General features: G+C 71.7%; 16 protein-coding genes and 1 pseudogene. 9 read left to right on the top strand and 8 right to left on the bottom strand.

Features of this window, described 5'->3' with window-relative positions; translation table 11 throughout:
• Positions 1–210: 210 nt before the first annotated feature.
• Positions 211–960, top strand: a pseudogene (locus tag AO398_RS19730) (hypothetical protein); the annotation flags it as partial.
• Positions 961–970: 10 nt separating this feature from the next.
• On the opposite strand, the gene AO398_RS19725 reads toward AO398_RS19730, so the two are convergent.
• Positions 971–1,591, bottom strand: coding sequence for a YqgE/AlgH family protein (locus AO398_RS19725; RefSeq protein ID WP_058193894.1), 621 nt, complete (start codon positions 1,589–1,591; stop codon positions 971–973).
• 294 nt (positions 1,592–1,885) lie between these two features.
• Between AO398_RS19725 and AO398_RS19720 the strand changes: the two genes are divergently transcribed.
• A complete protein-coding gene (locus tag AO398_RS19720; RefSeq protein ID WP_058193899.1) occupies positions 1,886–2,365 on the top strand; it encodes a peroxiredoxin in 480 nt (159 codons plus the stop codon).
• A 72-nt stretch (positions 2,366–2,437) separates the two neighbouring features.
• Here the strand turns inward: AO398_RS19720 and AO398_RS19715 are convergent, their stop codons facing one another.
• Positions 2,438–3,196 (bottom strand): restriction endonuclease, encoded by a 759-nt coding sequence (locus tag AO398_RS19715; RefSeq protein WP_058193893.1) that lies wholly within the window; start codon positions 3,194–3,196, stop codon positions 2,438–2,440.
• 97 nt (positions 3,197–3,293) lie between these two features.
• Entirely contained in the window at positions 3,294–3,716 is a 423-nt protein-coding gene (locus AO398_RS19710; protein WP_058193892.1) for a MucR family transcriptional regulator, read from the bottom strand.
• Between the two features lie 400 nt (positions 3,717–4,116).
• Here AO398_RS19710 and AO398_RS19705 point away from each other — a divergent pair, with 400 nt between their 5' ends.
• Complete coding sequence (locus AO398_RS19705) at positions 4,117–6,792, top strand: bifunctional acetate--CoA ligase family protein/GNAT family N-acetyltransferase (RefSeq protein WP_058193898.1); 2,676 nt, start codon at positions 4,117–4,119, stop codon at positions 6,790–6,792.
• Positions 6,793–6,917: 125 nt separating this feature from the next.
• On the opposite strand, the gene AO398_RS19700 is transcribed toward AO398_RS19705, so the two are convergent.
• Positions 6,918–8,672, bottom strand: coding sequence for a L,D-transpeptidase family protein (locus AO398_RS19700; protein WP_244498826.1), 1,755 nt, complete (start codon positions 8,670–8,672; stop codon positions 6,918–6,920).
• Between the two features lie 212 nt (positions 8,673–8,884).
• On the opposite strand from AO398_RS19700, the gene AO398_RS19695 reads away from it, so the two are divergent.
• Positions 8,885–10,015 (top strand): acyltransferase, encoded by a 1,131-nt coding sequence (locus tag AO398_RS19695; protein WP_058193891.1) that lies wholly within the window; start codon positions 8,885–8,887, stop codon positions 10,013–10,015.
• On the opposite strand, the gene AO398_RS19690 is transcribed toward AO398_RS19695, so the two are convergent.
• Positions 10,002–11,186, bottom strand: coding sequence for an endo-1,4-beta-xylanase (locus tag AO398_RS19690; RefSeq protein WP_058193890.1), 1,185 nt, complete (start codon positions 11,184–11,186; stop codon positions 10,002–10,004). The two genes, AO398_RS19695 and AO398_RS19690, sit on opposite strands and share 14 nt — an antisense overlap.
• Before the next feature lie 461 nt (positions 11,187–11,647).
• On the opposite strand from AO398_RS19690, the gene AO398_RS19680 reads away from it, so the two are divergent.
• On the top strand, positions 11,648–12,490 hold the full coding sequence (locus AO398_RS19680; RefSeq protein WP_058193888.1) for an SDR family NAD(P)-dependent oxidoreductase: 843 nt from the start codon (positions 11,648–11,650) through the stop codon (positions 12,488–12,490).
• A gap of 59 nt (positions 12,491–12,549) precedes the next feature.
• On the opposite strand, the gene AO398_RS19675 is transcribed toward AO398_RS19680, so the two are convergent.
• Positions 12,550–12,837: a GIY-YIG nuclease family protein gene (locus AO398_RS19675; protein ID WP_058193887.1), complete on the bottom strand. Its 288-nt coding sequence runs from the start codon at positions 12,835–12,837 to the stop codon at positions 12,550–12,552.
• 609 nt (positions 12,838–13,446) lie between these two features.
• Between AO398_RS19675 and zwf the strand changes: the two genes are divergently transcribed.
• Together zwf and AO398_RS19665 are read left to right on the top strand one after the other, a co-directional pair.
• A complete protein-coding gene (gene zwf / locus AO398_RS19670; RefSeq protein ID WP_058193886.1) occupies positions 13,447–14,919 on the top strand; it encodes a glucose-6-phosphate dehydrogenase in 1,473 nt (490 codons plus the stop codon).
• A gap of 200 nt (positions 14,920–15,119) precedes the next feature.
• Entirely contained in the window at positions 15,120–15,320 is a 201-nt protein-coding gene (locus tag AO398_RS19665; RefSeq protein WP_058193885.1) for a hypothetical protein, read from the top strand.
• 7 nt (positions 15,321–15,327) lie between these two features.
• On the opposite strand, the gene AO398_RS19660 is transcribed toward AO398_RS19665, so the two are convergent.
• Positions 15,328–16,839, bottom strand: a complete 1,512-nt coding sequence (locus tag AO398_RS19660; protein WP_058193884.1) for a glucan biosynthesis protein — start codon at positions 16,837–16,839, stop codon at positions 15,328–15,330.
• Between the two features lie 295 nt (positions 16,840–17,134).
• Between AO398_RS19660 and mdoH the strand changes: the two genes are divergently transcribed.
• Both mdoH and AO398_RS19650 read left to right on the top strand, forming a co-directional pair.
• Complete coding sequence (gene mdoH / locus AO398_RS19655; RefSeq protein ID WP_082643360.1) at positions 17,135–19,090, top strand: glucans biosynthesis glucosyltransferase MdoH; 1,956 nt, start codon at positions 17,135–17,137, stop codon at positions 19,088–19,090.
• Between the two features lie 528 nt (positions 19,091–19,618).
• Complete coding sequence (locus tag AO398_RS19650) at positions 19,619–20,278, top strand: L,D-transpeptidase (RefSeq protein WP_058193883.1); 660 nt, start codon at positions 19,619–19,621, stop codon at positions 20,276–20,278.
• A gap of 53 nt (positions 20,279–20,331) precedes the next feature.
• On the opposite strand, the gene AO398_RS19645 is transcribed toward AO398_RS19650, so the two are convergent.
• On the bottom strand, positions 20,332–20,658 hold the full coding sequence (locus tag AO398_RS19645) for a cupin domain-containing protein (protein ID WP_058193882.1): 327 nt from the start codon (positions 20,656–20,658) through the stop codon (positions 20,332–20,334).
• Between the last annotated feature and the right edge of the window lie 60 nt (positions 20,659–20,718).

Raw genomic sequence — 20,718 nt, 5'->3', positions numbered from 1 at the left:
TGGTCGGCGGGGTCGCCTGAGCCACCGTCACAGCGCTGCGGGACGGAGTTGGTGTCCAGCCGGTGGCGCACTGGAGCGTCAGCGCGAGGCCCAGCGCGATGCAGAGCCCGTTCGCGGCAAGCCCGCAGCGACGCGCGGCCTGCCGGACGTCGGCCCGCCACTCCTCACACGTCTTCGACCCCGCCGCGGCGGCCCGCGCCGGTGCCGGCCCGGCCGGTGGTGCTGAAGGTCCCGTCCGAGGACGGCCTGATCGGGCAGGAGCTGCAGCTCAACGGGATGTCCGGTGCCCTGAAACTGGAGCGCGCCGGGACGGCCGTCACGGCGCGGATCAAGCTGCCGGGCACCAAGATCTCGCAGCCGGCGGAATCCTGCACGGTGCCGCTCGCGAACGGCAATCCCATCCCCTTGACCTCCGAGGGCAAGCCGGAGGGCGCCCCGCGCTTCGAGGCCGCCGGGGCGGAGTGCCCGCTGCGCTTCGACGTGGTCGAGGGCGGAATCCTGGTCTCGTCGCTGGGCCAGGGGCCGGTCTGCACCTTCTCGAACGCCGATTGCACGACCACGCCCGTGGGCCTCTGGGGGCCGGCCGGGGCCACGCTGATCCCCCGGGCCGGGGAATTCGACACCGCCCGGGGCGTCGCCGACAAGGCGGTGCGCGACAATTACAAGCTCATGACCCAGCGCGCCCGGCGCGAGGACGTCCGGCCGATCGTGAGCGAGCAGGCGGCCTTCTCGGCCGACCGGGAGCAGCTCTGCCGCAGCTACGCCCGCGAGGGCACTCACGGCTTCTGCCACCTGCGTGTCACCGAGAACCGGGCCCTGGCGCTCGCGACGCGGCTCGGCGCCAACACGGCCGTGCCGACCGCCGCCGCGGCCCCGCGCCGGTCCCGGCCCAGGCCCGCCGCGGAACCCGCCGTCGACGGGGTGAACCCGGACACCGCCGGCGAGATGCCGCCGGAATAGCGGTCGGCGTTCAGGCCCGCCCGGCGGTCATGGACAGCATGGCGGGGGCGATGCCGTTGGTCCGCAGGGCCAGCTCGTACTTGGCCTCGAGGTCGGTGTCGAAGATCAGCGCCGGATCGGCCGGGCAGTTGAGCCAGCCGTTGGCCATGATCTCACTCTCGAGCTGGCCCGCCTGCCAGCCGGCATAACCGAGGGCCAGCACGGCGCTGGCCGGCCCCTCGCCGCTGGCGATGGCGCGCAGGATCTCGACGGTGGCGGTCAGGCAGATGCCGTCGTCGATGATCAGCGTCGATTGCTGGATGTGGAAGTCGTCGGTGTGCAGCACGAAGCCGCGCCGCCCCTCCACGGGGCCGCCCATCAGCACCGGCATGTGCCCGACCCGCTCGCGCAGCCGGATCGCGTCCGCCTCCGGGCAGACGTCGAGCTGGACCAGCAGATCCGGCATGCTGATGTCGGTGGCCGCCTTGTTGACGATGATCCCCATCGCGCCGTCCGCCGAATGGGCGCAGACGTAGATCACCGAGCGCGCGAAGCGCTCGTCGGCCATCCCGGGCATCGCCACGAGGAACTGGCCATCGAGGAAGCTCGAGCCGGTGAGCGCGGTCTGCGCGGGCGACGCTGGGTTCGTCATGCGCGTATGCTACGCGGCCCCCCCGCCTTGTCCAGCGGACAAAGCGCGCGGCCCACCGCCGGGGCCGGCCCCGGAGGCGCTGTCGAATCTGCGGGCGGATCGCTATATGTCTTCGCCCTCGGGCATGGCCGCGGGCGCGGCCTTCTTCGGCGCGGGCGCCGCCTTCATCAAGCTGCTCGGCGCGTGACGAACTCCGCCGCCTCCGTCCTCGACAGGCGCGGGCTGCCACGCTAGGTCAGCCGCGATCGTTCAGCGCGCGATCCTTAGAAGCGCGCGTCAATGAAGGGACCCGCGATGATCCAGGTCGGCGACCACCTGCCCCAGGCGACCTTCCGGGTGACCGGCCCCGAAGGCCCGCTCGCCCGCACCACCGACGATGTGTTCAAGGGCCGGCGCGTGGTGCTGATCGGCGTGCCCGGCGCCTTCACGCCGAGCTGCCACCGCAACCACCTGCCCGGCTTCGTCACCCAGAAGGACGAGATCTTGGCCCGCGGCGTCGACACCATCGCGGTCACCAGCGTCAACGACGTGTTTGTGCTCGACGCGTGGTCGAAGGCGAGCGGCGCCGAGGGCCTCGAGTTCCTGGCCGACGGCAATGCCGACTTCGCCAAGGCCATCGGCCTGGAGATGGACGGCACCGGCTTCGGCCTCGGGATGCGCTCCAAGCGGTACTCGATGCTGGTCGATGACGGCGTGGTGAAGATCCTCAACGTCGAGGAGACCCCCTCGAAGGCCGAGGCGTCCGGCGCCGAAGCGCTGCTCAAGGTCCTCTGAGTCCGGCGGGGCTTCGCGCCCCGAACCCCACCAGAGGGCCTCGGCCCTTTGGGATCCCGGGACCTGACGACGCTAGCCGCGATGCGCGCCGGCGAGGTCGATGTCGTCCAGCGCGTCGTGGTGCAGGAGCAGCACGCCGGTCGCGGCGGCTAGGCGGCGGGCCGCCGGGGTGAAGCCGGCATTCGACACCACCGCGGCCCGGTCGCCCGCCCAGTAGCGCAGGGCGGCGGCCGCCTCCTGCACGGCGGCGTTGCCCACGGGCTTCGCCAGCCGCTTGCACTGCACGATCAGACGCAGGCCGTCCCGCACCGCCACGATGTCGGCGCCCTGGTCGCCGCTCGGCGGGGTCCGGTGGGCCCGCCAGCCCGCCCTGGCCAGACGGTCGGCGCAGTAGCGCTCGTAATCGATGCCGTCGCCCGGCGCCTCGTCCTCCTCGGGCAGCGCGACGGCGGCGGCCTCGGCATCGACGATCGCCAGCATCCGGGCGCGCTCCGACTCGGCGAGGTCGGCAAAGCGCGGCCCGATCTGCGGCAGGACCGTCCGGTCGAGGAAATAGGCCCGCTCCCGCAGCCAGCCGTCCTCGATCCGGTTGCCGTAGGCGTCGGAGAAGCTCTCCTGCCGCCGCCGCAGCGCCAGGGTCTCGGCATGGGCCCGGGTGATCCGGCGCACCCGCGCCCGGAACCGGCGGGGCCGCCCGAGATGGCGCATCAGCACCAGCGTGAGCGCGAGCCCCGTGGCCGCGAAGGCGGGCGGTCCGTACCAGAGCCCGAGCGGGCAGCCGAGCACGGCCGTCCAGAACAGGCGGGCGACGGGGTTGGGCTTGCCGGGCATCGGATCTCGGGTCGCGGGTGAGCCGATCGACCCTCGCAAGCCGCCCTTGCCCGATACTGAATCCCGCTCGGAAAGCTGTGGACGCGCGCCGGCCCGCTTAAGCCTTCTGGCCCTTCCGGCGCTGGTGGCCGAGCCCCATGCTCTTGGCGAGGCTGGAGCGGGCGGCGGCATAGTTCGGCGCCACCATCGGGTAGTCGGGGGCCAGCCCCCACTTTTCGCGATAGGCGTCCGGCGTCAGGTTGTAGTGGGTGCGCAGGTGCCGCTTCAGCGACTTGAACTTCTTCCCGTCCTCCAGGCACACGAGGAAGTCGGGCTGGATCGAGCGCCGGACCGAGATGGCCGGCCGGAGTTCCTCCACCGGCGGGGCCGGCGGCTGGCTCAGCCCGTGCAGGGTCGCGTGGACCGCGGCGATCAGCCCGGGCAGTTCCGGCACGGGCACCGGATTGTTGCTCACGAAGGCCGACACGATGTCGACGGACAGCGTGAGATAATCCAGGTCCTCTCCGACCATGGCGTCCATTCCGAAACCTCCCGTCCGTTTCGTCTCGGCCACCATCATTCGCGGTTGGGCAGCCGGAATCTGTGTCTGCTCGGCCCGATACAGGGCTATAATGGCGCAGGTACTATGATGTGATCAATTTAAGGGCAAGACCAATTTATAACTGATCACTACAGCCAGACTGATGGCAGGCTGCATTGTCGTATACTGTACAGAATCGGACCGTTCCGGTCGCCTCCGGCCGGGACGAGGCGGCGGTCGCGGGCGCCTCTGAACCTCCGGGCGTTGCACCCGCGGAAGATTGTGCCATCTGGTAGGGGACGGGAGCGCCCGTGGGCGCTGCGCCGCACGCCCGACCCGAGCGCGGCACCCAGGCGAGGGGCACCACCATGCGCGCGTGCAGAACCGAGCCGTCGGCGCCGTGAGCACCTACCGCTTCGACAAGCTCCTGGCGCCGCGCTCGATCGCCCTGGTCGGGGCCGTGGCGCGCGAGGGCTCCCTCGGGCGCAGCGTGCTCGACAGCCTGCGCCGGTCGGGCTTTCCCGGCGCGATCCTGCCGGTCCAGCCCGATCACGACATCGTGGACGGACTGCCCTGCGTAGCCCGGGTCGCCGACCTCACGGTCGTGCCGGACCTCGTGCTGATCGCGGTGCCGCCGCCGAGCGTGCCCGAGGTGGTCGCCCAGGCCGCCGCCATCGGCGCGGTCGCGGCCGTGATCCTCACCGCCCGGCTCGGCCGCGGGCCGGACGATCCCGGGCCGGTGGCGCACCGAATCGCCCGGGCGCAGGGCCTGCGCCTGCTCGGCCCCGACAGCGCCGGCCTGGTCGTGCCCGCCGCCAAGCTCGATGCCAGCCTGTTCGCCCATGCCCCGGCAGCAGGGGACCTCGCCCTGGTCTCGCAATCCGGCACGGTGGCGGCCGCCATCGTCGAATGGGCCGCCCGTCACGGGACGGGGTTCTCGGCCGTGCTGTCGCTCGGCAGCGTGCTCGATATCGGCGTGGCCGATTGCCTCGACCATTTCGCCGCCGATTACCGCACGCGGGCGATCCTGCTCTGCCTGGATCGCGTGGCCGATGCCCGGCGGTTCATGTCGGCGGCCCGGGCCGCCGCACGCGCCAAGCCCGTGGTGGTACTGCGCGCCGGCCGGCATCGGCCGGACACGCGGGCCGCCGTGACCCATACCGGCGCGCTGGCCCGCCCCGACGCGGTCTACGCCGCGGCCTTCCGGCGGGCCGGCCTGCTCGCCGTGCCGGACCTCGACGCGATGTTCTCCGCCGTCGAGGCCCTGGGGCGCCAGCGCCCGTTCCCGGGGGACCGGCTGGCGATCCTCACCAACGGCCGCGGCATCGGCCTGCTCGCCGCCGACCGGCTGACCGACCGCGCGGGAATCCTGGCGGAGATCCCCGAGGCCGAGGGCCGGCCGGCCGGCAACCCGATCGACCTCGGCATCGATGCCGGCGGCCCGGCCTTCTCGGCTGCCCTGGCGCCGCTGCTCGCCGACCGGACCAGCGACGCCGTGCTGGCGATCCACGTCCCCACGATCCGGTCCCAGGCCGGCGCGGTGGCCGGGGCGATCGCCGAGACGGTCAAGCGCACCCGGGCCGGCCAGAGCCGCAAGAAGCCGGTCTTCGCGGTCTCGCTGGGCGATGCCGAGGCGGCGCGGGCGGCCTTCGCCGAGGCGGGAATCCCGCACTTCACCACCGATTCCGAGGCGATCGAGGGCTTCCTGCACCTCGTGCGCTATCGCGAGGCGCAGGACGACCTGATGCGCACGCCGGATTCCCTGCCGCGGGACTTTTCCCCCGACATGGCCCGGGCCCGGTCGATCGTGGCCGCCGCCCTGCGCCAGGGGGCGACGTGGCTCGACCCGATCGCGGTGAACGGCCTGCTGGAGGCCTACGGCATCCCGACCGTGCCGATCACCCTCGCCCCCGACAAGGACGCCGCCGCGGCCGCCGCCTGGCCGATCATCGCGGCCGGCGGCACGGTGGCGCTCAAGGTCGTCTCGCCCGACGTGGTCCACAAATCCGATATCGGCGGCGTCCAGCTCGACCTCACCAGCGAGGCCGATGTCTGCGAGGCGGCGCGCAGCATCCTGGCCCGCGCGCGGCGGGAGCGGCCGGACGCCAGGGTCACCGGCTTCGCGGTGCAGCCCATGGTCCGCCGGGGCCAGCGCCGGGAGCTGATCGCCGGGCTCGCCGAGGATGCGGTGTTCGGCCCCGTGGTGGTGTTCGGCCGGGGCGGCACGGCGGTGGAGGTGATCGACGACCGCGCGCTCGGCCTGCCGCCCCTCGATCTCGCCCTCGCCCGCGACCTGATCGGCCGCACCCGGGTCGCAAGGCGTCTCGAAGGCTACCGCGACGTGCCGCCCGCCGATCTCGGGGCCATCGCCCTGACCCTGGTAAAACTGTCCCAGCTCGCCGCCGACCTGCCGCGCCGCGGCGAGCTCGACATCAACCCGCTCTTGGCCGACGAGACCGGCGTGCTGGCCCTCGACGCCCGGGTGCGGATCGGGCGCGCGGAGCGGGGCCGCCACGGCCGCGGCCACCCGCGCTTCGCGATCCGGCCCTATCCGGCGGAATGGGTCCGCACCTTGAAGCTCAAGGATCGGACGATCCGGGTCCGCCCCGTGCGCCCCGAGGACGAGGGGCTGTTCCTGGCCTTCTTCAAGGGCCTCGACCCGGAGGACCTGCGGCTGCGCTTCTTCGGCCCGGTGCGCGAGTTCAGCCACGCCTTCCTGGCCCGGCTGACCCAGCTCGACTATGCTCGCGCCATCGCGTTCGTGGCCACCGAGGTCGACCCGCAGGGCGGCGAACGCATGCTCGGCGCCGTCCGGCTGCATGCCGACGCCAACCACGAGAGCGGCGAATACGCCATCGCGGTCGGCCGCGACGCGCGGGGGACCGGCCTCGCCTTCGCGCTGATGCGCCTGATGATCGACTGGGCCCGCTCCGAGGGGATCGGCCGGGTCGAGGTCATGGTGCTGGCCGAGAACCGCCCGATGCTGGCCGTCTGCCGCCGGCTCGGGTTCACGCAGGGGCGGGACCCGGAGGATCCGGGGTTGGTCACGGTGAAGCTGGAGCTTGGGGTGGGGTAGGGGGCGGGATTAGCCCCGTGTGCCGGAGATGGCCCCCTCGCGCGTCAAAAGCCTTTCACAAAAGGCTTGCTGATTCTCGGGCCTACTTCGATCGGCGATGCAAGGCGGCAAGATAGACCACCTTGTCATCCCGGGGCCGCGCAGCGGAGCCCGGGATCCATAACCGCCGATAGCTCAAGATCTTGCACTGTCGGCGGCTCTGGATTCCGGGCTCGCCTACGGCGCCCCGGAATGACAAGGCGGGAGAGATCGAGCCACCGGCAGGGCCCACCGCAGGGCGGCGGCTGGGGTGTTTCCGGATTCAGGCCCTCCGTTGCCGTCTTCGCCACGACCGCCTTGCTGGCCGCCGGCTTGGCAGGAGCGGGCTTCGCCGCGGCCGGCTTAGCAACCAACGGCTTGACCGCCGCGGGCTTGGCCGTCGCCGCAGGCTGCGTGGCGCCGGCGGGCGGGATCGCCCGCGTGGCGGCGGGCTCCGGCGTTGGGGCCGGCGTGTCGAGATTATAGATGTCGTCGCGAAAATGCGCCTTCCCGTCCGGGGTGGCGTAGCCGGTGAGGTAGACGAAGGTCACCGGCACCGGCTTGACCAGCTTGATGTCGCGGCGCTCGCCGTCGGCGATGCCGGTCTCGATCTCGATCGGCCCCCAGCTCGTGCCGGGCCCGTTCGGGCCGTCGGTGCCCTGCAGCAGCCAGCCGACCAGCTCCTTGACCTGCCCGACCCGGACGCAGCCGTGGCTGTGGAACCGCACGTTGGCGGCGAACAGCGACTTGGCCGGGGTGTCGTGCATGTAGACGGCAAAGCGGTTCGGCATGTCGATCCGCACCTGGCCGAGCGAATTGTCGAAGCCGGAATCCTGGCGCAGCGTGTAGGCCGCGGCCTTGTTGCCCGCCCAGTCGATCTTGGTCGGGTCGACCTCGCCGGCGGGGCCGAGGATGCGGATGTGGTTCCGGGCGAGGTAGCCCGGGTTCTTGCGCATCTGCGGGATGATCTCGTTCTTCACCACCGAGGCCGGCACGGTCCAGGTCGGGTTGAAGTTGATGTCGGTGATCCGGGTCTCCACCGGGCGCGTCGCCTTGTCGGGGGAGCCGACCACCGCGACGTAGCGGCGGGCCACCGCGCCGTTCTCCACCGCCTCGACATTCGCCGAGGGGATGTTGACCACGACGTAGCGCTCGCCGAACGGGAATTTTGAGCCCATCAGCCGGGCTGCCGAGGCCGCGAGCTGGCGCTGCCGGGTGGCGGCCGGCACGTTCAGCGCGTTGATCGTGAGCCGGCCCAGGATGCCGCTGTCGGGCAGGCCGTGGCGGCCCTGGAACGCGCCGGTCTCGGCGATGAGCGGCGGGTCGAGCCGGTCGCTCGGCGGCGCGTCCACCGGCAGGTCGCCGGTCAACGTCAGGTGGTGGCGCAGCGACGGGATCGCCGGGCTGCGCTCCCCCGGCTTCAGGCGGACAAGGTCGTCGGGCAGCCGCTCCCAGCCGCCGGCCTCCGCGAAGGCGGCGTAGCGGTCGGCGACCTTCAGCGTGTCCAGGAAGGTGCGGGCGGTGAGCGTCGGGGTCGGGTCGGTGGAGACCTTGGCGTAGACCAGCGGCGCCGGCTCGCGCGACTTCTTGGGAAGCTCCGGGGGCTTCGCCTCGGAACTCTTCGCCTCAATCGGACGCGGCTCCGGATTCTTCGCAGAATCCGGCGTTTTGAGCTCCGGATTCTTCGCCGGTTCCGGGGCCGGCGGCACCGCCACCGGGACGGCGAGCGGCGGGGCCGCGGCGGGTCCGGCCGTCGCGGCCGGGAGCGCCTGCGCCAGCGCGCCGACGGGGCCGCCGAGCAGCGCCAGCACCGAGAGACCCGCGCCGAGGCGGGCGGACAGGCGGAAACGGGCCGGGACCATACGCAACACTCCCGACGGCGCCCGGGGCGGGGCCGGCGGACGGGATGATGGAGCGGTACGGTTACCAATCTCCTCCGGTCGATCGGGCTGGCCACGGGCACCATTCACCATCCGGCGAGGGGCTCGTCCTGAGGGGCCGCCTGCGGATATCGGTTCCTCGGAAAATGGCGCACCCTGCGGGGCCGAGCCGTGAAGGACGATCAGCCGCCGCCATGCCGGATTCCGGACCCCAGCGCACCGGGGACATGCCCAGCACGATGCCCTACCTGCCGCAGCTCGACGGGGTGCGGGCGCTCGCGATCCTGATCGTGTTCGCGGCCCATTGCGGCTACAGCCACGTGGTGCCGGGGGGCTTCGGCGTCACGGTGTTCTTCTTCCTCAGCGGCTACCTGATCACGACGCTGCTGCGGATCGAGCGCGGGCGCACCGGCACGGTCTCGCTGTCGGCCTTCTACCTGCGTCGGAGCCTGCGCATCCTGCCGCCGCTCTACCTGACCCTGGCCGCCGCCGGGGCGCTCTACGCGGCGGGGCTCCTCGACTGGATGCGGGTCGAGCCGGCGGCCGTGCTCGGCCAGGTGCTGTTCCTGACCAACTATCCCGGGCTGTTCGGCACCGAGGCGGTGCTGCCGGTGCCGCTGTGGAGCCTCGCCATCGAGGAGCATTTCTATCTGGTCTTCCCCCTGGCCTACCTCCTGTGGCTTGGGCGCCTGCAGCCGCGCCGGGCGGCGCTGGCCTGCTTGGGGATTTGCGCTGCGGTCCTGGCGATCCGCTGCGTCAACGTCTGGCGGCTTCCCGATTACAGCCTGAACTATTCCTGGACCCATACCCGGATCGACGCGATCCTGTTCGGCTGCTGCCTCGGCCTGTGGAACAACCCGGTGATCCCGGCCGACCGGGCCTGGCGCCCGCGCCCCTGGCATGTCGCCGCGAGCCTCGGGGTGATCCTGCTGACCCTGGCTTTGCGCGATCCCGCCTTCCGCGAGACCCTGCGCTACACCCTCCAGAGCGCGGCCCTGTTCGTGCCCTTCGCCTACCTGCTGCACGGGGAAGGCAGGGCGGTGCGGTGGCTCTCCGCCCGGCCGATGCGCCAGCTCGGTCTCTGGTCCTACAGCTTCTACCTCGCCCACATGGCCGTGGTGGCGCTGGTGCTGCACCTGGCGCCGGGCCTGCACGGCATCCCGCTGATGCTGGTGGCCTTCCCGGTGACCCTGCTCTGGTGCTGGGGGATGTTCACCTGGGTCGAGCGCCCCTGCGCCCGCCTGCGCCGCCGGCTCCTGGCCGACCGACCGCCGGAGCCGACCCTATCGGAGGGTGGCCGCCGCAGCGGCATCACCCCCGCCTGAGTTTTTCGCGGACGGCCGTATGGTCCGGTGCCGCCCGAAAGCAGGCCTGCATCGCGTGCCAGAGCGGCTTGCGCCGGAACTGCGCGTCGAGCGGCAGCGCGCGCTGGGGCAGGCCGTCCGGCCGCTTGCGGTAGGGGTGGTCGTTGAGCCACGTGTCGGGGTCGTAGATGTCCCAGGTGAGCACATCGAGCAGGGCGGGCTCGGCCAGGACTACGTCGAGGTAGCGCCGGGCGAAATCGGCCACCATCCGGTCGCGGGTCGGCACGTCGGACGGGAAGGCCCGGTCGTCGATGTCGAGCTCGGTGACCGCGATCCCCAGCCCCATCTGGCCGATCTCGTGCAGGAAGCGCCGGAGCTGGCCCTGGTCGATCGGAACCGTGCTGGTCAGGTGCGATTGCAGGCCGAACCGCCGGATCGGCACGCCCCGCGACCGCATCGCCTCGAGCTGGCGCAGCACCTTGGTGCGCTTGGCCTCCATCCAGGGCGCACCCTGCTCGACGGCGTCCTCGTTCCAGGTGCCGGCCGCCGCCGGGTCGGTCTCGTGCAGGATCCGGAAGGCGCGGTCGACGTAGCCGGGCCCCATCGCGGCGAGCCAGGGGGAATCGCGCAGGCCCCCGCCCCGGTCGGGATCGGTCTCGTTGCCCAGGATCTCGTTGACCACGTCCCAGGCGACGATCTGCCCGCGGTAATGGCCCGCCACGGTCTCGATCCAGCGGCGCATGAAGTCCTCGGCCTGGGTAGGGCTCGCCCGCCCGAGCAGCGGCGCGACCCAGGGCGGCAGGGCCGCGTGCCAGACCAGCGTGTGCCCGCGCATCCGCTGGCCGTTGCTCCGCGCGAAGCGCAGGATCGCGTCGCCCCGGGCGAAGTCGGTGCGGCCGGGGGCGGGCAGCACCTCCTCCATCTTCATCTCGGTGCCGCAGACCAGGATCCCGCAGTCCCGCGCCACCGCCTGCCGGTAGGCTGGCGTCGCATCGAAGCGGTGGAACGGCACCTCGCAGCCATAGAGCAGCCCCTTGGTCGAGGCCGCCGCCTGCAGGCTGTCGGCCGACCAGGACGGCTTGCCGAGGGGGCCGAAACCGGACGGCGCGGCTCCCGCCGCCGTGGCGAGGCCGGCGCAGGCCGCTCCGGCGAGGAGCGCGCGGCGGCGGGGCGGGCCGGGGGATGGGGTCATGCCGGGTCCTTCGTGCGTGGGCTTGGCGGGACAGATGTCCTCGACGGATGAGCACAAAAGTCGGACGCACGCGCCTCGTTGCCAGAGGGCTGTTATCAGGGAGGGGCAAGGGTGTCCTTTCCCGGTCTCGGCACGCCGACTCCAGGGAGGCGCGACGCGCGCTCCTCCCCCTTGTGGGGAGGAGTTGGAGGTGGGGGTGGTTCAGAAGGCACCGCTGCGCCCCATCCGGCACCACCCCCACCCCTGACCCCTCCCCACAGGGGGGAGGGGAAACGCGTCGCGTTTCAGAAGCTTGTCAGAAAGCTTGTCGAAGAACGAATTCGATATCTGAATCTGCTCGCCCGCACGGGTGAGAGGACCCGCCCCCGATCCGGCGATGTGCGCATCCGACAGGTGGTTCAACTCGCCTTCGGCCCCGGCGCGCCCCATCTTCGGGACGCCATCCAGCCGAGGACCGACCCATGAGCCAGCACCCCGCCATCAGCCCAGGCCGCAGCGCGGTCGTCACCGGGGCGGCGAGCGGCATCGGGCTCGCGGCGGCCAAAGCCTTCGCGCGGGCCGGCATGAATGTCTGGCTCGCCGACCTGCCCGGTCAAGCCCTCGACGACGCCCACCGCGCCGTGGCCGAGCTCGCCGCCGTCGAGGTCCGGGCGGTACCCACCGACGTCTCGGACCGGGAGGCCGTGGAGGCGCTCGCGGCCCATGTCGCCAAGGCCGGTCCCCCGGCCGTGGTGATGCTGAATGCCGGGATCGAGGCCGGCGGCAAGCTCTTCTCCGACGCGGAGACCTGGACCCGGATCCTCGGCACCAATCTCGGCGGCGTGGTCAACGGCATCCACGCCTTCGCACCCGGCATGATCGCGGGCGGCAAGCCCGGCGCGGTGATCGTCAGCGGCTCGAAGCAGGGCATCACCACCCCGCCCGGCAACGCGCCCTACAACGTCTCGAAGGCGGCCGTGAAGGCGGCCACCGAAGCGCTGGCCCATGAGCTGCGCAACCGCGAAGGCTGCCGGACCACCGCGCACCTGCTGATCCCGGGCTTCGTCTATACCGGCCTCGCCAAGGCCCGCGGCGTCGCCGAGAAGCCGGCCGGCGCCTGGACGCCGGAGGAGACCGTCACCTTCATGCTGGAGCGGCTGGAGGCGGGCGACTTCTACATCCTCTGCCCCGACAACGAGACCACCCGGGCTCAGGACGAGAAGCGCATCGCCTGGGCCGCCAGCGACATCATCGAGAACCGGCCCGCACTGTCGCGCTGGCACCCGGATTTTTCGGAGGCGTTCAAGCGGTTCATGGCGGAGTAAGCGCCACCGTCATTGCGAGCGGAGCGAAGCAACCCAGGGCTACGCGACGCGAAGGGTCTTCACGCGAGGCCGGGATACAGATCGCGCCAATCCGGGTTCATCGCCTCGATCAGGGCGAGCTTCCGCGTCCGGGAGCCGGCCTTGATCTGCTTCTCGCGGGCGATGGCCTCGCTCATCGTCGGGTAGCCCTCGTACCAGACCAGGAGCTTGCAACCGTAGCGGCGCGTGAAGCCGGGATGGAGGGCTTCGCGGTGCTCGTAGACGCGCCGGGCAAGGTCCGCGGTGACGCCGGTATAGAGCGTCCCGTTGCGGCGGCTCGCCATGATGTAGACGGCCGGCGCGCGCATGGTGCCTGTCCCATCGAGCAGAACGATCGGCCGCGCGGTACCCTGGGTTGCTTCGCTGCGCTCGCAATGACGGGATGGGCGTCATCACGCGTTGCGAGGGGCGTTTCGGGGCCTGCGCTGCCTGCGCGAGCTTGCCGCCGCTGGATTGCGCCACGCTGGTGGGTTGGGTTCTGCGCCGGGGCGTTCAGGGAATTCATGGTGGGGTAAGAGCTTCCCCCGTCATTGCGAGCGGAGCGAAGCAACCCAGGGAACCGCGCGGCACATCGTTCCGCTCGACGGAACGGACGAGAGGGGTCGCAGGTGAGACGCGAGGCGAAGCGCTCTCACCAACAGTGACACTGCCTCAGAGCGGGATTTCGGCATGACCCGTTTTCCGTCCGCGCTCGAAAACGTCCTCCGTTGCGGTTCCCTGGGTTGCTTCGCTCCGCTCGCAATGGCGAGGCGCGGTTCGCGGCTGCGCATCAAGCCGCGATCGTCCTCCCCCGGAGGCATGCGCCGCAGACCTTGCTGACGGCCGCCCCTCGTCTGGCGAAGGGTTTGCACCCAGGTTAGGGCAGTGCGGCGCGGTCGCCGCATCGCAACCGCGCACGACACCAGGGAGCCGCACTCTTGGCCACGATCATCCCCGTCGCCTCGTTCGACTGCGTCGTGTTCGGCGCCACCGGCGATCTCACGGCGCGCAAGCTGCTGCCGGCCCTGTTCTACCGGTTCCGGGACGGGCAGATCCCGGAAACCAGCCGAATCATCGGCGCCTCGCGCTCGGACCTGTCGACCGACGCGTTCCGGGAGCATGCCCGGGACGCCCTCAAGCGCTTCGTGCCCGCCGCCGACCTGACGGAGGACGTGCTCCGCAAATTCCTCGCCCACGTGGATTACGTGGCGGTGGACGGGGCCGGCGAGAGCGGCTGGGCCGATCTCGTGGCCAAGCTCGACGAGCGGCCCGACCAGGTGCGGCCCTACTACCTCGCCACCTCCCCCGACCTCTACGGCTCGATCTGCCGCAACCTCGCCTCGCACGGCTTGGTCGGCGAGAAGTCCCGGGTCGTGCTGGAGAAGCCGATCGGCAAGGATCTGAAATCGGCTCGCGCGATCAACGACGCGGTCGGCGAGGTCTTTCCCGAGTCGCAGATCTTCCGCATCGACCATTACCTCGGCAAGGAGACCGTGCAGAACCTGCTCTCCCTGCGGTTCGCCAACACCATCTTCGAGCGGCTCTGGACCTCGGACGTGATCGACCACGTCCAGATCACCGTGGCCGAGACGGTCGGGGTCGAGGGCCGGGCCGGCTACTACGACACGTCCGGCGCCATGCGCGACATGCTGCAGAACCACATGCTGCAGCTGCTGTGCCTCACCGCCATGGAGAGCCCGCTCAACCTCGAAGCGAACTCCGTCCGCGACGAGAAGCTGAAGGTGCTGCGCGCCCTCAAGCCGATCACCGCGCACGACATCCAGACCGTGACCGTGCGCGGCCAGTACGTGGCGGGCGCCGTCGACGGCAAGCCGGTGGAGGGCTACCTTGCCGAGCTCGGCCACGAGAGCCGCACCGAGACCTTCGTGGCGATGAAGCTGGAAGTGCAGTCCGGGCGCTGGGCCGGAGTGCCGTTCTACCTGCGCACCGGCAAGCGCCTGCCGCAGAAGCTGTCCGAGATCGTGGTGCAGTTCCGGGCCTCGCCGTTCTCGATCTTCCCCGAGGAGGCGTTCGGCCGCGAGCCCAACCGCCTCGTAATCCGCCTGCAGCCGCAGGAGGGCATGAAGCTCGAGGTGATGACCAAGGATCCGGGGCCCGGCGGCCTGCGCCTGCGCCCGACCGACCTCGACATCTCCTTCGAGGAGACCTTCAAGCAGCGCTATCCGGACGCCTACGAGCGCCTGCTGATGGACGTGGTCCGGGGCAACGCCACCCTGTTCATGCGCCGCGACGAGGTCGAGGCCGCCTGGGCCTGGGCCGATGGGGTGCTCAAGGCCTGGGCCGACCGCCCGGAGGCGCCGCGGCCCTATCCCGGCGGCGGCTGGGGGCCCACCGCCGCCATCGCGCTGATCGAGCGCGACGGGCGGACCTGGCACGAGGAGCTGCGCTAGAGCCCCATCCCGACCGGCGGCGGCCGGCTTCCGGGCCAGGGGGATGCCCGACAAAAGCCGTCCGCGCGCAGCGCGGCCGGGCGCCTTCCGCTTACGGCCAAGCTGCCTTGATACGGTCAAGCCGGATGTGGAAGCTGCCCCCTGTCGCCGGTCACCGCTCCGCGAGAGGGCGGGCCCCGCCGCGCACGAGGGATCATCGCATGCTGGACTCGAAGCAGGATTTCGCCGTCTCGGCCGAACGCCGCCTGGAGCGCTCGGTCGATTCCGCCTTGCGCGTCATCGCGGCCGCCCATGTCGAGCGGCAGGCCCCGCCGGTCTCCGCCGCCCGCCGCCGCCTGAGCGAGGTCTACGGCGCCACCCGCCTGGCAAAACGCCTCGCGCGCGAGCAGCGCAGCGCCTAAGGCGGCGTTACACCACCGCGTCCCAGGTCTCGCTCAACGGAGTCGTCCCGCGCGCCAGCCGCGCCCGCAGGACGATATCCCCCGCGGGCATCGGCTGAGGCGGGCGCCACTCCACGTAGATGCGCCAGCCGCCGGTCTGCGGCACGAAGTTGGCCACCGGCTCGTGCAGCGTCCCGGCGCTGGCCGAGACTTCCACGGCGACGCTCTCGTCCGCGCCTTTCGGCAGGGACGGCCCCTCGAAATCGATCACGCAGAGCCGCCGCTCCGGGTTCGGCGGATCGGTCGGGCGCAGGCGCTCGGCCGAGCCGAACCGGGTCTCGGTGACACGGGCGAGCGCGGGCTGCGGGATCGCCTCCGCCGGCTCCGCCCCCACGGTGGTCAGGCCGTAGGCAAGCCGCAGGGCCGCGCCGGGCTGCACCGGGGCCGCCGGCACGAAGGCCGCCACGATGTTGTCCATGTACTCTTCCGCCGAGGGGATCTCGTAGAGCTGCACGGCGCCCTCTGCGAAGGCGGCGCCCGGATCGGGTGCGACCCACAGGCCGGGCCGGGCCTCCTGGCGCGCCTCCACGTCGAGATAGGCGGCAAAGCTCCGCTCGCGCTGCAGGAGCCCGAAGCCCGCGACCGGCTTGGCCGCAAACGCCGAGATCTGCGGCTGCCTGCGGCCGTTGACCAGCGGCCGCCACAGCCGATCGGCCGCGGTGGCGACGCAGAGCCCGTCGGAATCGTGCACCTGCGGGCGAAAATCGTCGAAGGGCTTGGCCCCCCGGGCGCCGGGCCCGTTCTGGCCGTACAGGAACATGCTGGTGAGCGGCGCGAGCCCGAGCCGCGGGATCGGCTTGCGGGGATAGAGCGCCGCCGTGACGGCGATCCGGGCCGGGTCGCCGGGGGTGATCACGAATTGGTAGGCGCCGGCGATGCTCGGGCTGTCGAGGAGCGACAGCACCGTGAGGCTGCGCGCCTCCGGCTCCGGCTCGCACAGCCAATGAGCGATGAAATCAGGAAACTCCTCCCCCTCCGGTGCGCCCGTGCCGATGGCGAGGCCCCTGGCCGAGAGCCCGTATTCCTGGCCCGCGGCACGCAGCCGGAAATAGGAGGCGCCGAGAAAGACCAGAAATTCCTCCTGGAAGCCTTTGGGCCGCCAGGCCGGCATCTCCGGGAAGGCGTAGTGCAGCCGGAAGCCCGCGAAGCCCAGATCGGGCGGGAAACTCTGGCCCGCGAGCCGTCCGCCGAAGTCGAACAGCCGGCTCTCGTAGGGGATCGGCCGGGCCGGGCCGCCGCGGGGCTGGAGATACAACGCCACCCGCTTGCGCTGCAGGAAGCCGCGATGGAACAGCTGCGCGCTGAAGTGGCGGCCGAGCGGCAGGCTCTCGGATGGCCGGAACACGATGTGGCGATAGCCGTCGTAGTCGAGCCCGGCGAGCGCCGGCGGCAGGTCTGTCGGCGGCGCCGCGTAGGGCGCGGCCGCGAGGCGCTGGGCCTGACCCGACAGGGTCTCGAAGGTCGTCGCACCGGCGTCCATAGTCCCGTCCTGCGGGCGGCCAGAAGCCGGACCCTGCGGCTGAAGCGCCGCCCCGGCCCATGTTCGGGCGCCATTCAGATCTATGGCACTAGGTACAATACTGCCGGCAGCCGCGGTCAGGACGGTCTTGAGAACGCGGCGTCGGGAGGGGGGATCGATCCGTTCGGCCTCCGGCTGCCTGTGCGGCCGGGTCGGCTGCGTGTCCTCGCCCCGCTTATCGGTGTCCACGCTCATCGGTTCCCGCCCGCCCGCGGCGAGGCAGCCGGCAGCCTTCCACGGTCGAGTTCCTCGCGCCATGTCCTCACGGGTCACCTCCTCCGCCGAGCGGCCGCACCGGAACGCCTATCCGGGCGCTCCCGATCCCCAAGATTCGAACGTCCCCGTCGCACCGCGCGAATCCGAGGCCTGGGCGACCGGCAGGCGGACCCTGCTGGCCCGGCGCCTCGCCCTGGCGATCCCGAGCCTCGCCATCGCGGGCGGCCTCGCCTGGCTGGCGGAGCGCGCCTACCCGGCCGGTACCAGCCCCTTGGCCTGGACGATCGTGGTCCTGTTCGCCCTGGTGATGGGCTGGCAGGCTTTCGTGGCCTGCCAATACGTCTACGGCCTCGTCGCCGCCATCCTGGGCGACCGGGCGAAATCGGTGCTGGAGCGCCGCTCGGAGGCCGCCCGGGCGCCGGCTGCCAGCTCCGGCCGTACCGCCGCCGTGGTGGCGATCCACGCCGAGGATGCGGTCGCGGTGTTCGCCCGGCTCCGGGTGATGGCCCGCTCGCTGGCCCGCGAACAGGCGCAGGGCTCGGGGAAAGCCATCGACATCTTCGTCCTCTCCGATACCCGGGACGGCGCGATCGCGGCGGTCGAGGAACACGAATTCGCCCGCATCCAGGCCTGGGCCGCCGCCGCCCCGGCCCTGCCGCGGATCCGCTACCGGCGCCGGACGGAGAATATCGGCCGTAAGGCCGGCAATATCGCCGAGTTCTGCCGCAGCTACGGCGCGGACTACGCCTATATGATCGTGCTGGACGCCGACAGCCTCATGACCGGCGCGGCCATGACCCGGCTCGTGCGCCTGATGGACGAGAGCCCCCGCACCGGCTTGATCCAGACCGTCTCCTACGCGGCCGGCCGGGACACCCTGTTCGCCCGCATCCAGCAATTCGCCGTGCGCCTCTACGCGCCCCTGGCTTTGCGCTGCCTGGAAACCTGGCAGGGGCCGGAGGGCAGCTACTGGGGCCACAACGCCATCCTGCGGATCGAGGCCTTCGCCGAGAACGCGCAGCTCCCGGTCCTGCCGGGCCGGGCGCCGCTCGGCGGCGAGATCCTGTGCCACGACATCGTCGAGGGCGCCCTGATGGTCCGCGCCGGCTGGGAGGTCCGCCTGCTGCCCGAGATGGGCGGCACCTGGGAGGAGATGCCCACCAACCTCATCGACCTGCTCGGCCGCGAGCGCCGCTGGTGCCAGGGCAACCTCCAGCACCTGCAGGTGCTGCCCTGGGCCGGCCTGCATGGCGCGAGCCGCTGGCACCTCGCGGTCGGCATCCTGGCCTACGGCATGCTGCCGCTCTGGATCGCCTTCCTGGGGCTGGCCTCCTGGCAGGCGGCCCGGACCGGCGATCTCGGCCTCCTCGCCTATGGGCTGACCGGGCACGGAGCCGCTGCCCATGGCCTCGCCGCCCTCAGCCTCGCCGTGCTGGCCCTGCCCAAGGTCCTGAGCCTCGGCCATGTCCTGGCCTCGCCGGCCCGCCGGGCTTCCTTCGGCGGCGCGCGGGCGCTGCTCGCCAGCGCCGCCCTGGAACAGGTCGTCTGGGTGTTCCTCTGGCCGGTGCTGACCCTGTTCACCGCCGGCGCCGTGGTCTCGACCTTCCTGGGCCGGGTGGTGCGCTGGGAGACCCAGGATCGCGACGACCGGCAGGTCTCCTGGGCCGAGGCGTTCCGGCTCCAGGCCGACGCCGTGGTGGTCGGGGCGCTGATCGTCTTCGCCCTGGTCTGGGCCGGCAATGCCTGGCTCGGTCTATGGCTCGCGCCGCTGGCCCTCGCGCTGCTGGCGAGCCCGGCGCAGAGCGTCTGGACCAGCCGGGCCGATCTCGGCCGCGCCGCCCGGGCCCGGGGCCTGTTCCTCACCACCGACGACACCGCGCAGGCGCCGGAACTGGCCGAGCTCGCGCAGATCCGCGGCCGGGCGGGCGCCGCGCCGGCTCTCGTCCGCGCAACGCCCCTGGAGCCTGCGATCTGGCTCGCCGCCGACGAGGCGTGAGTTTTTGGGCTGGATAAACACCGCGCCGATGGCCCGGCATTAAGTCGCCGAGGCACGCAGTAACCTCGTGGTTCTGCTCCCCAATCGGCAAGCCAGCGTCGGCAGAACACATCGCTTTGTCATTCCGGGGCGCCGTAGGCGAGCCCGGAACCCAGAGCCGCCGACAGTGCAAGATCGTGAGCTTTCGGCGGTTATGGATCCCGGGCTCCGCTGCGCGGCCCCGGGATGACAAGCAGGGTGCTCGAACGTCCGTGTAACGCGCAACTCGATCGGGACGAGCAATGTCCCATGCGGTTGCTTTGATGCCCGCTGACACGCGCGACCGCCCTGGTCCATACCCGGCGCTTATGGCCAAGCTGCCACAGTGTTGCCACCGAGTCACGGAGGGGCGGAACCGGCTAAGCGTGGCGGTTTGAGGGTTGGATTTGGGGCGCGAGCGTTTACCCCTTGGCGAGGATCGGCACGGCATCGTGCCCCGGTAATTCGCCGCGTTCCCACCTGATTTCGCGCCTGCCCCGAGAGGCTTTGATGCGTCGTTTCCTTCCCGCCCTCGTAGGGCTCATCGGCGCGGCCGCCTGCGCCGCGCCGGCGCTCGCCTACGAGATCGACCCGCTGACCCGCCAGCCGCTGAACGACGCGCTCACCGTGCGGGTCCGCCCGCAGGCGGTCGAGACCGTCGCGGTGCCGGTGGCCAACGCCTCCCTCAACCCCGCCGACCCGCTCGACGCCGCCGTGCCGCAGATGTCGGCGATCCCGCGCGAGACGGTGGCCTATAACGGCCCCTATGGCGCCGGCACGATCGTGGTCTCCACCGCCGAGCGGCGGCTCTACTACGTGATGGGCGGCGGTCAGGCCCTGCGCTACGGCGTCGGCGTCGGCCGTCCGGGCTTCACCTGGGGCGGCGTGCAGACCATCACGATGAAGCGCGAATGGCCGGATTGGCGTCCGCCGTCGACCATGCTGCGCCGCCGGCCCGACCTGCCGCGCTACATGAAGGGCGGCATCGAGAACCCGCTCGGCGCCCGCGCCATGTATCTCGGCGGCTCGATCTACCGGATCCACGGCTCGAACGAGCCGGAGACCATCGGCACCGCCGTCTCCTCCGGCTGCATTCGCATGACCAACGATGACGTCACCGACCTCTACACCCGCGCCAAGGTCGGCACGAAGGTCATCGTCCAGCGCTGATGTTTTTGGGGACTTTCTGACGGGGGCCGGCCGCGAGGCCGGCCCTTTTGCGTTCAGGCGTCGGGTAGCGTGACCAGCGCGTCGGGGCGCTTCACCTCGATCTCGATGAAGGCGATCGAGTGCTCCGACCCGTTCATCACGTCGTGGCGGATGCCCGCGGGCCGCGTATAGGATTGGCCGGCCGCAAGCAGGGTCTCGCTGACCGCCGCGCCGTCATGGACGCGCAGCACCCCCTCCACCAGCATCACCACGAAATACGGCCAGCCGTGCTCGTGCCAGCCGGTCACGGCGCCGGGCGAAAAGTCCCAGCGGGTGATGCGCACCGTGGCATCGTCCTGCTGAATCGTGGGCACCGCGGGGATCGTGCAGGTGAAGGCCATGTGGGTTCCGGGGCTGGTGCTGCGTCGTCTCAGCGGGACGATGCCTTGGAAGGACGGGTC

This window comes from Methylobacterium sp. GXS13 (genome assembly GCF_001455965.1).
Lineage (GTDB): Bacteria > Pseudomonadota > Alphaproteobacteria > Rhizobiales > Beijerinckiaceae > Methylobacterium.
This window is presented reverse-complemented; position numbering and strand designations above follow the sequence as displayed.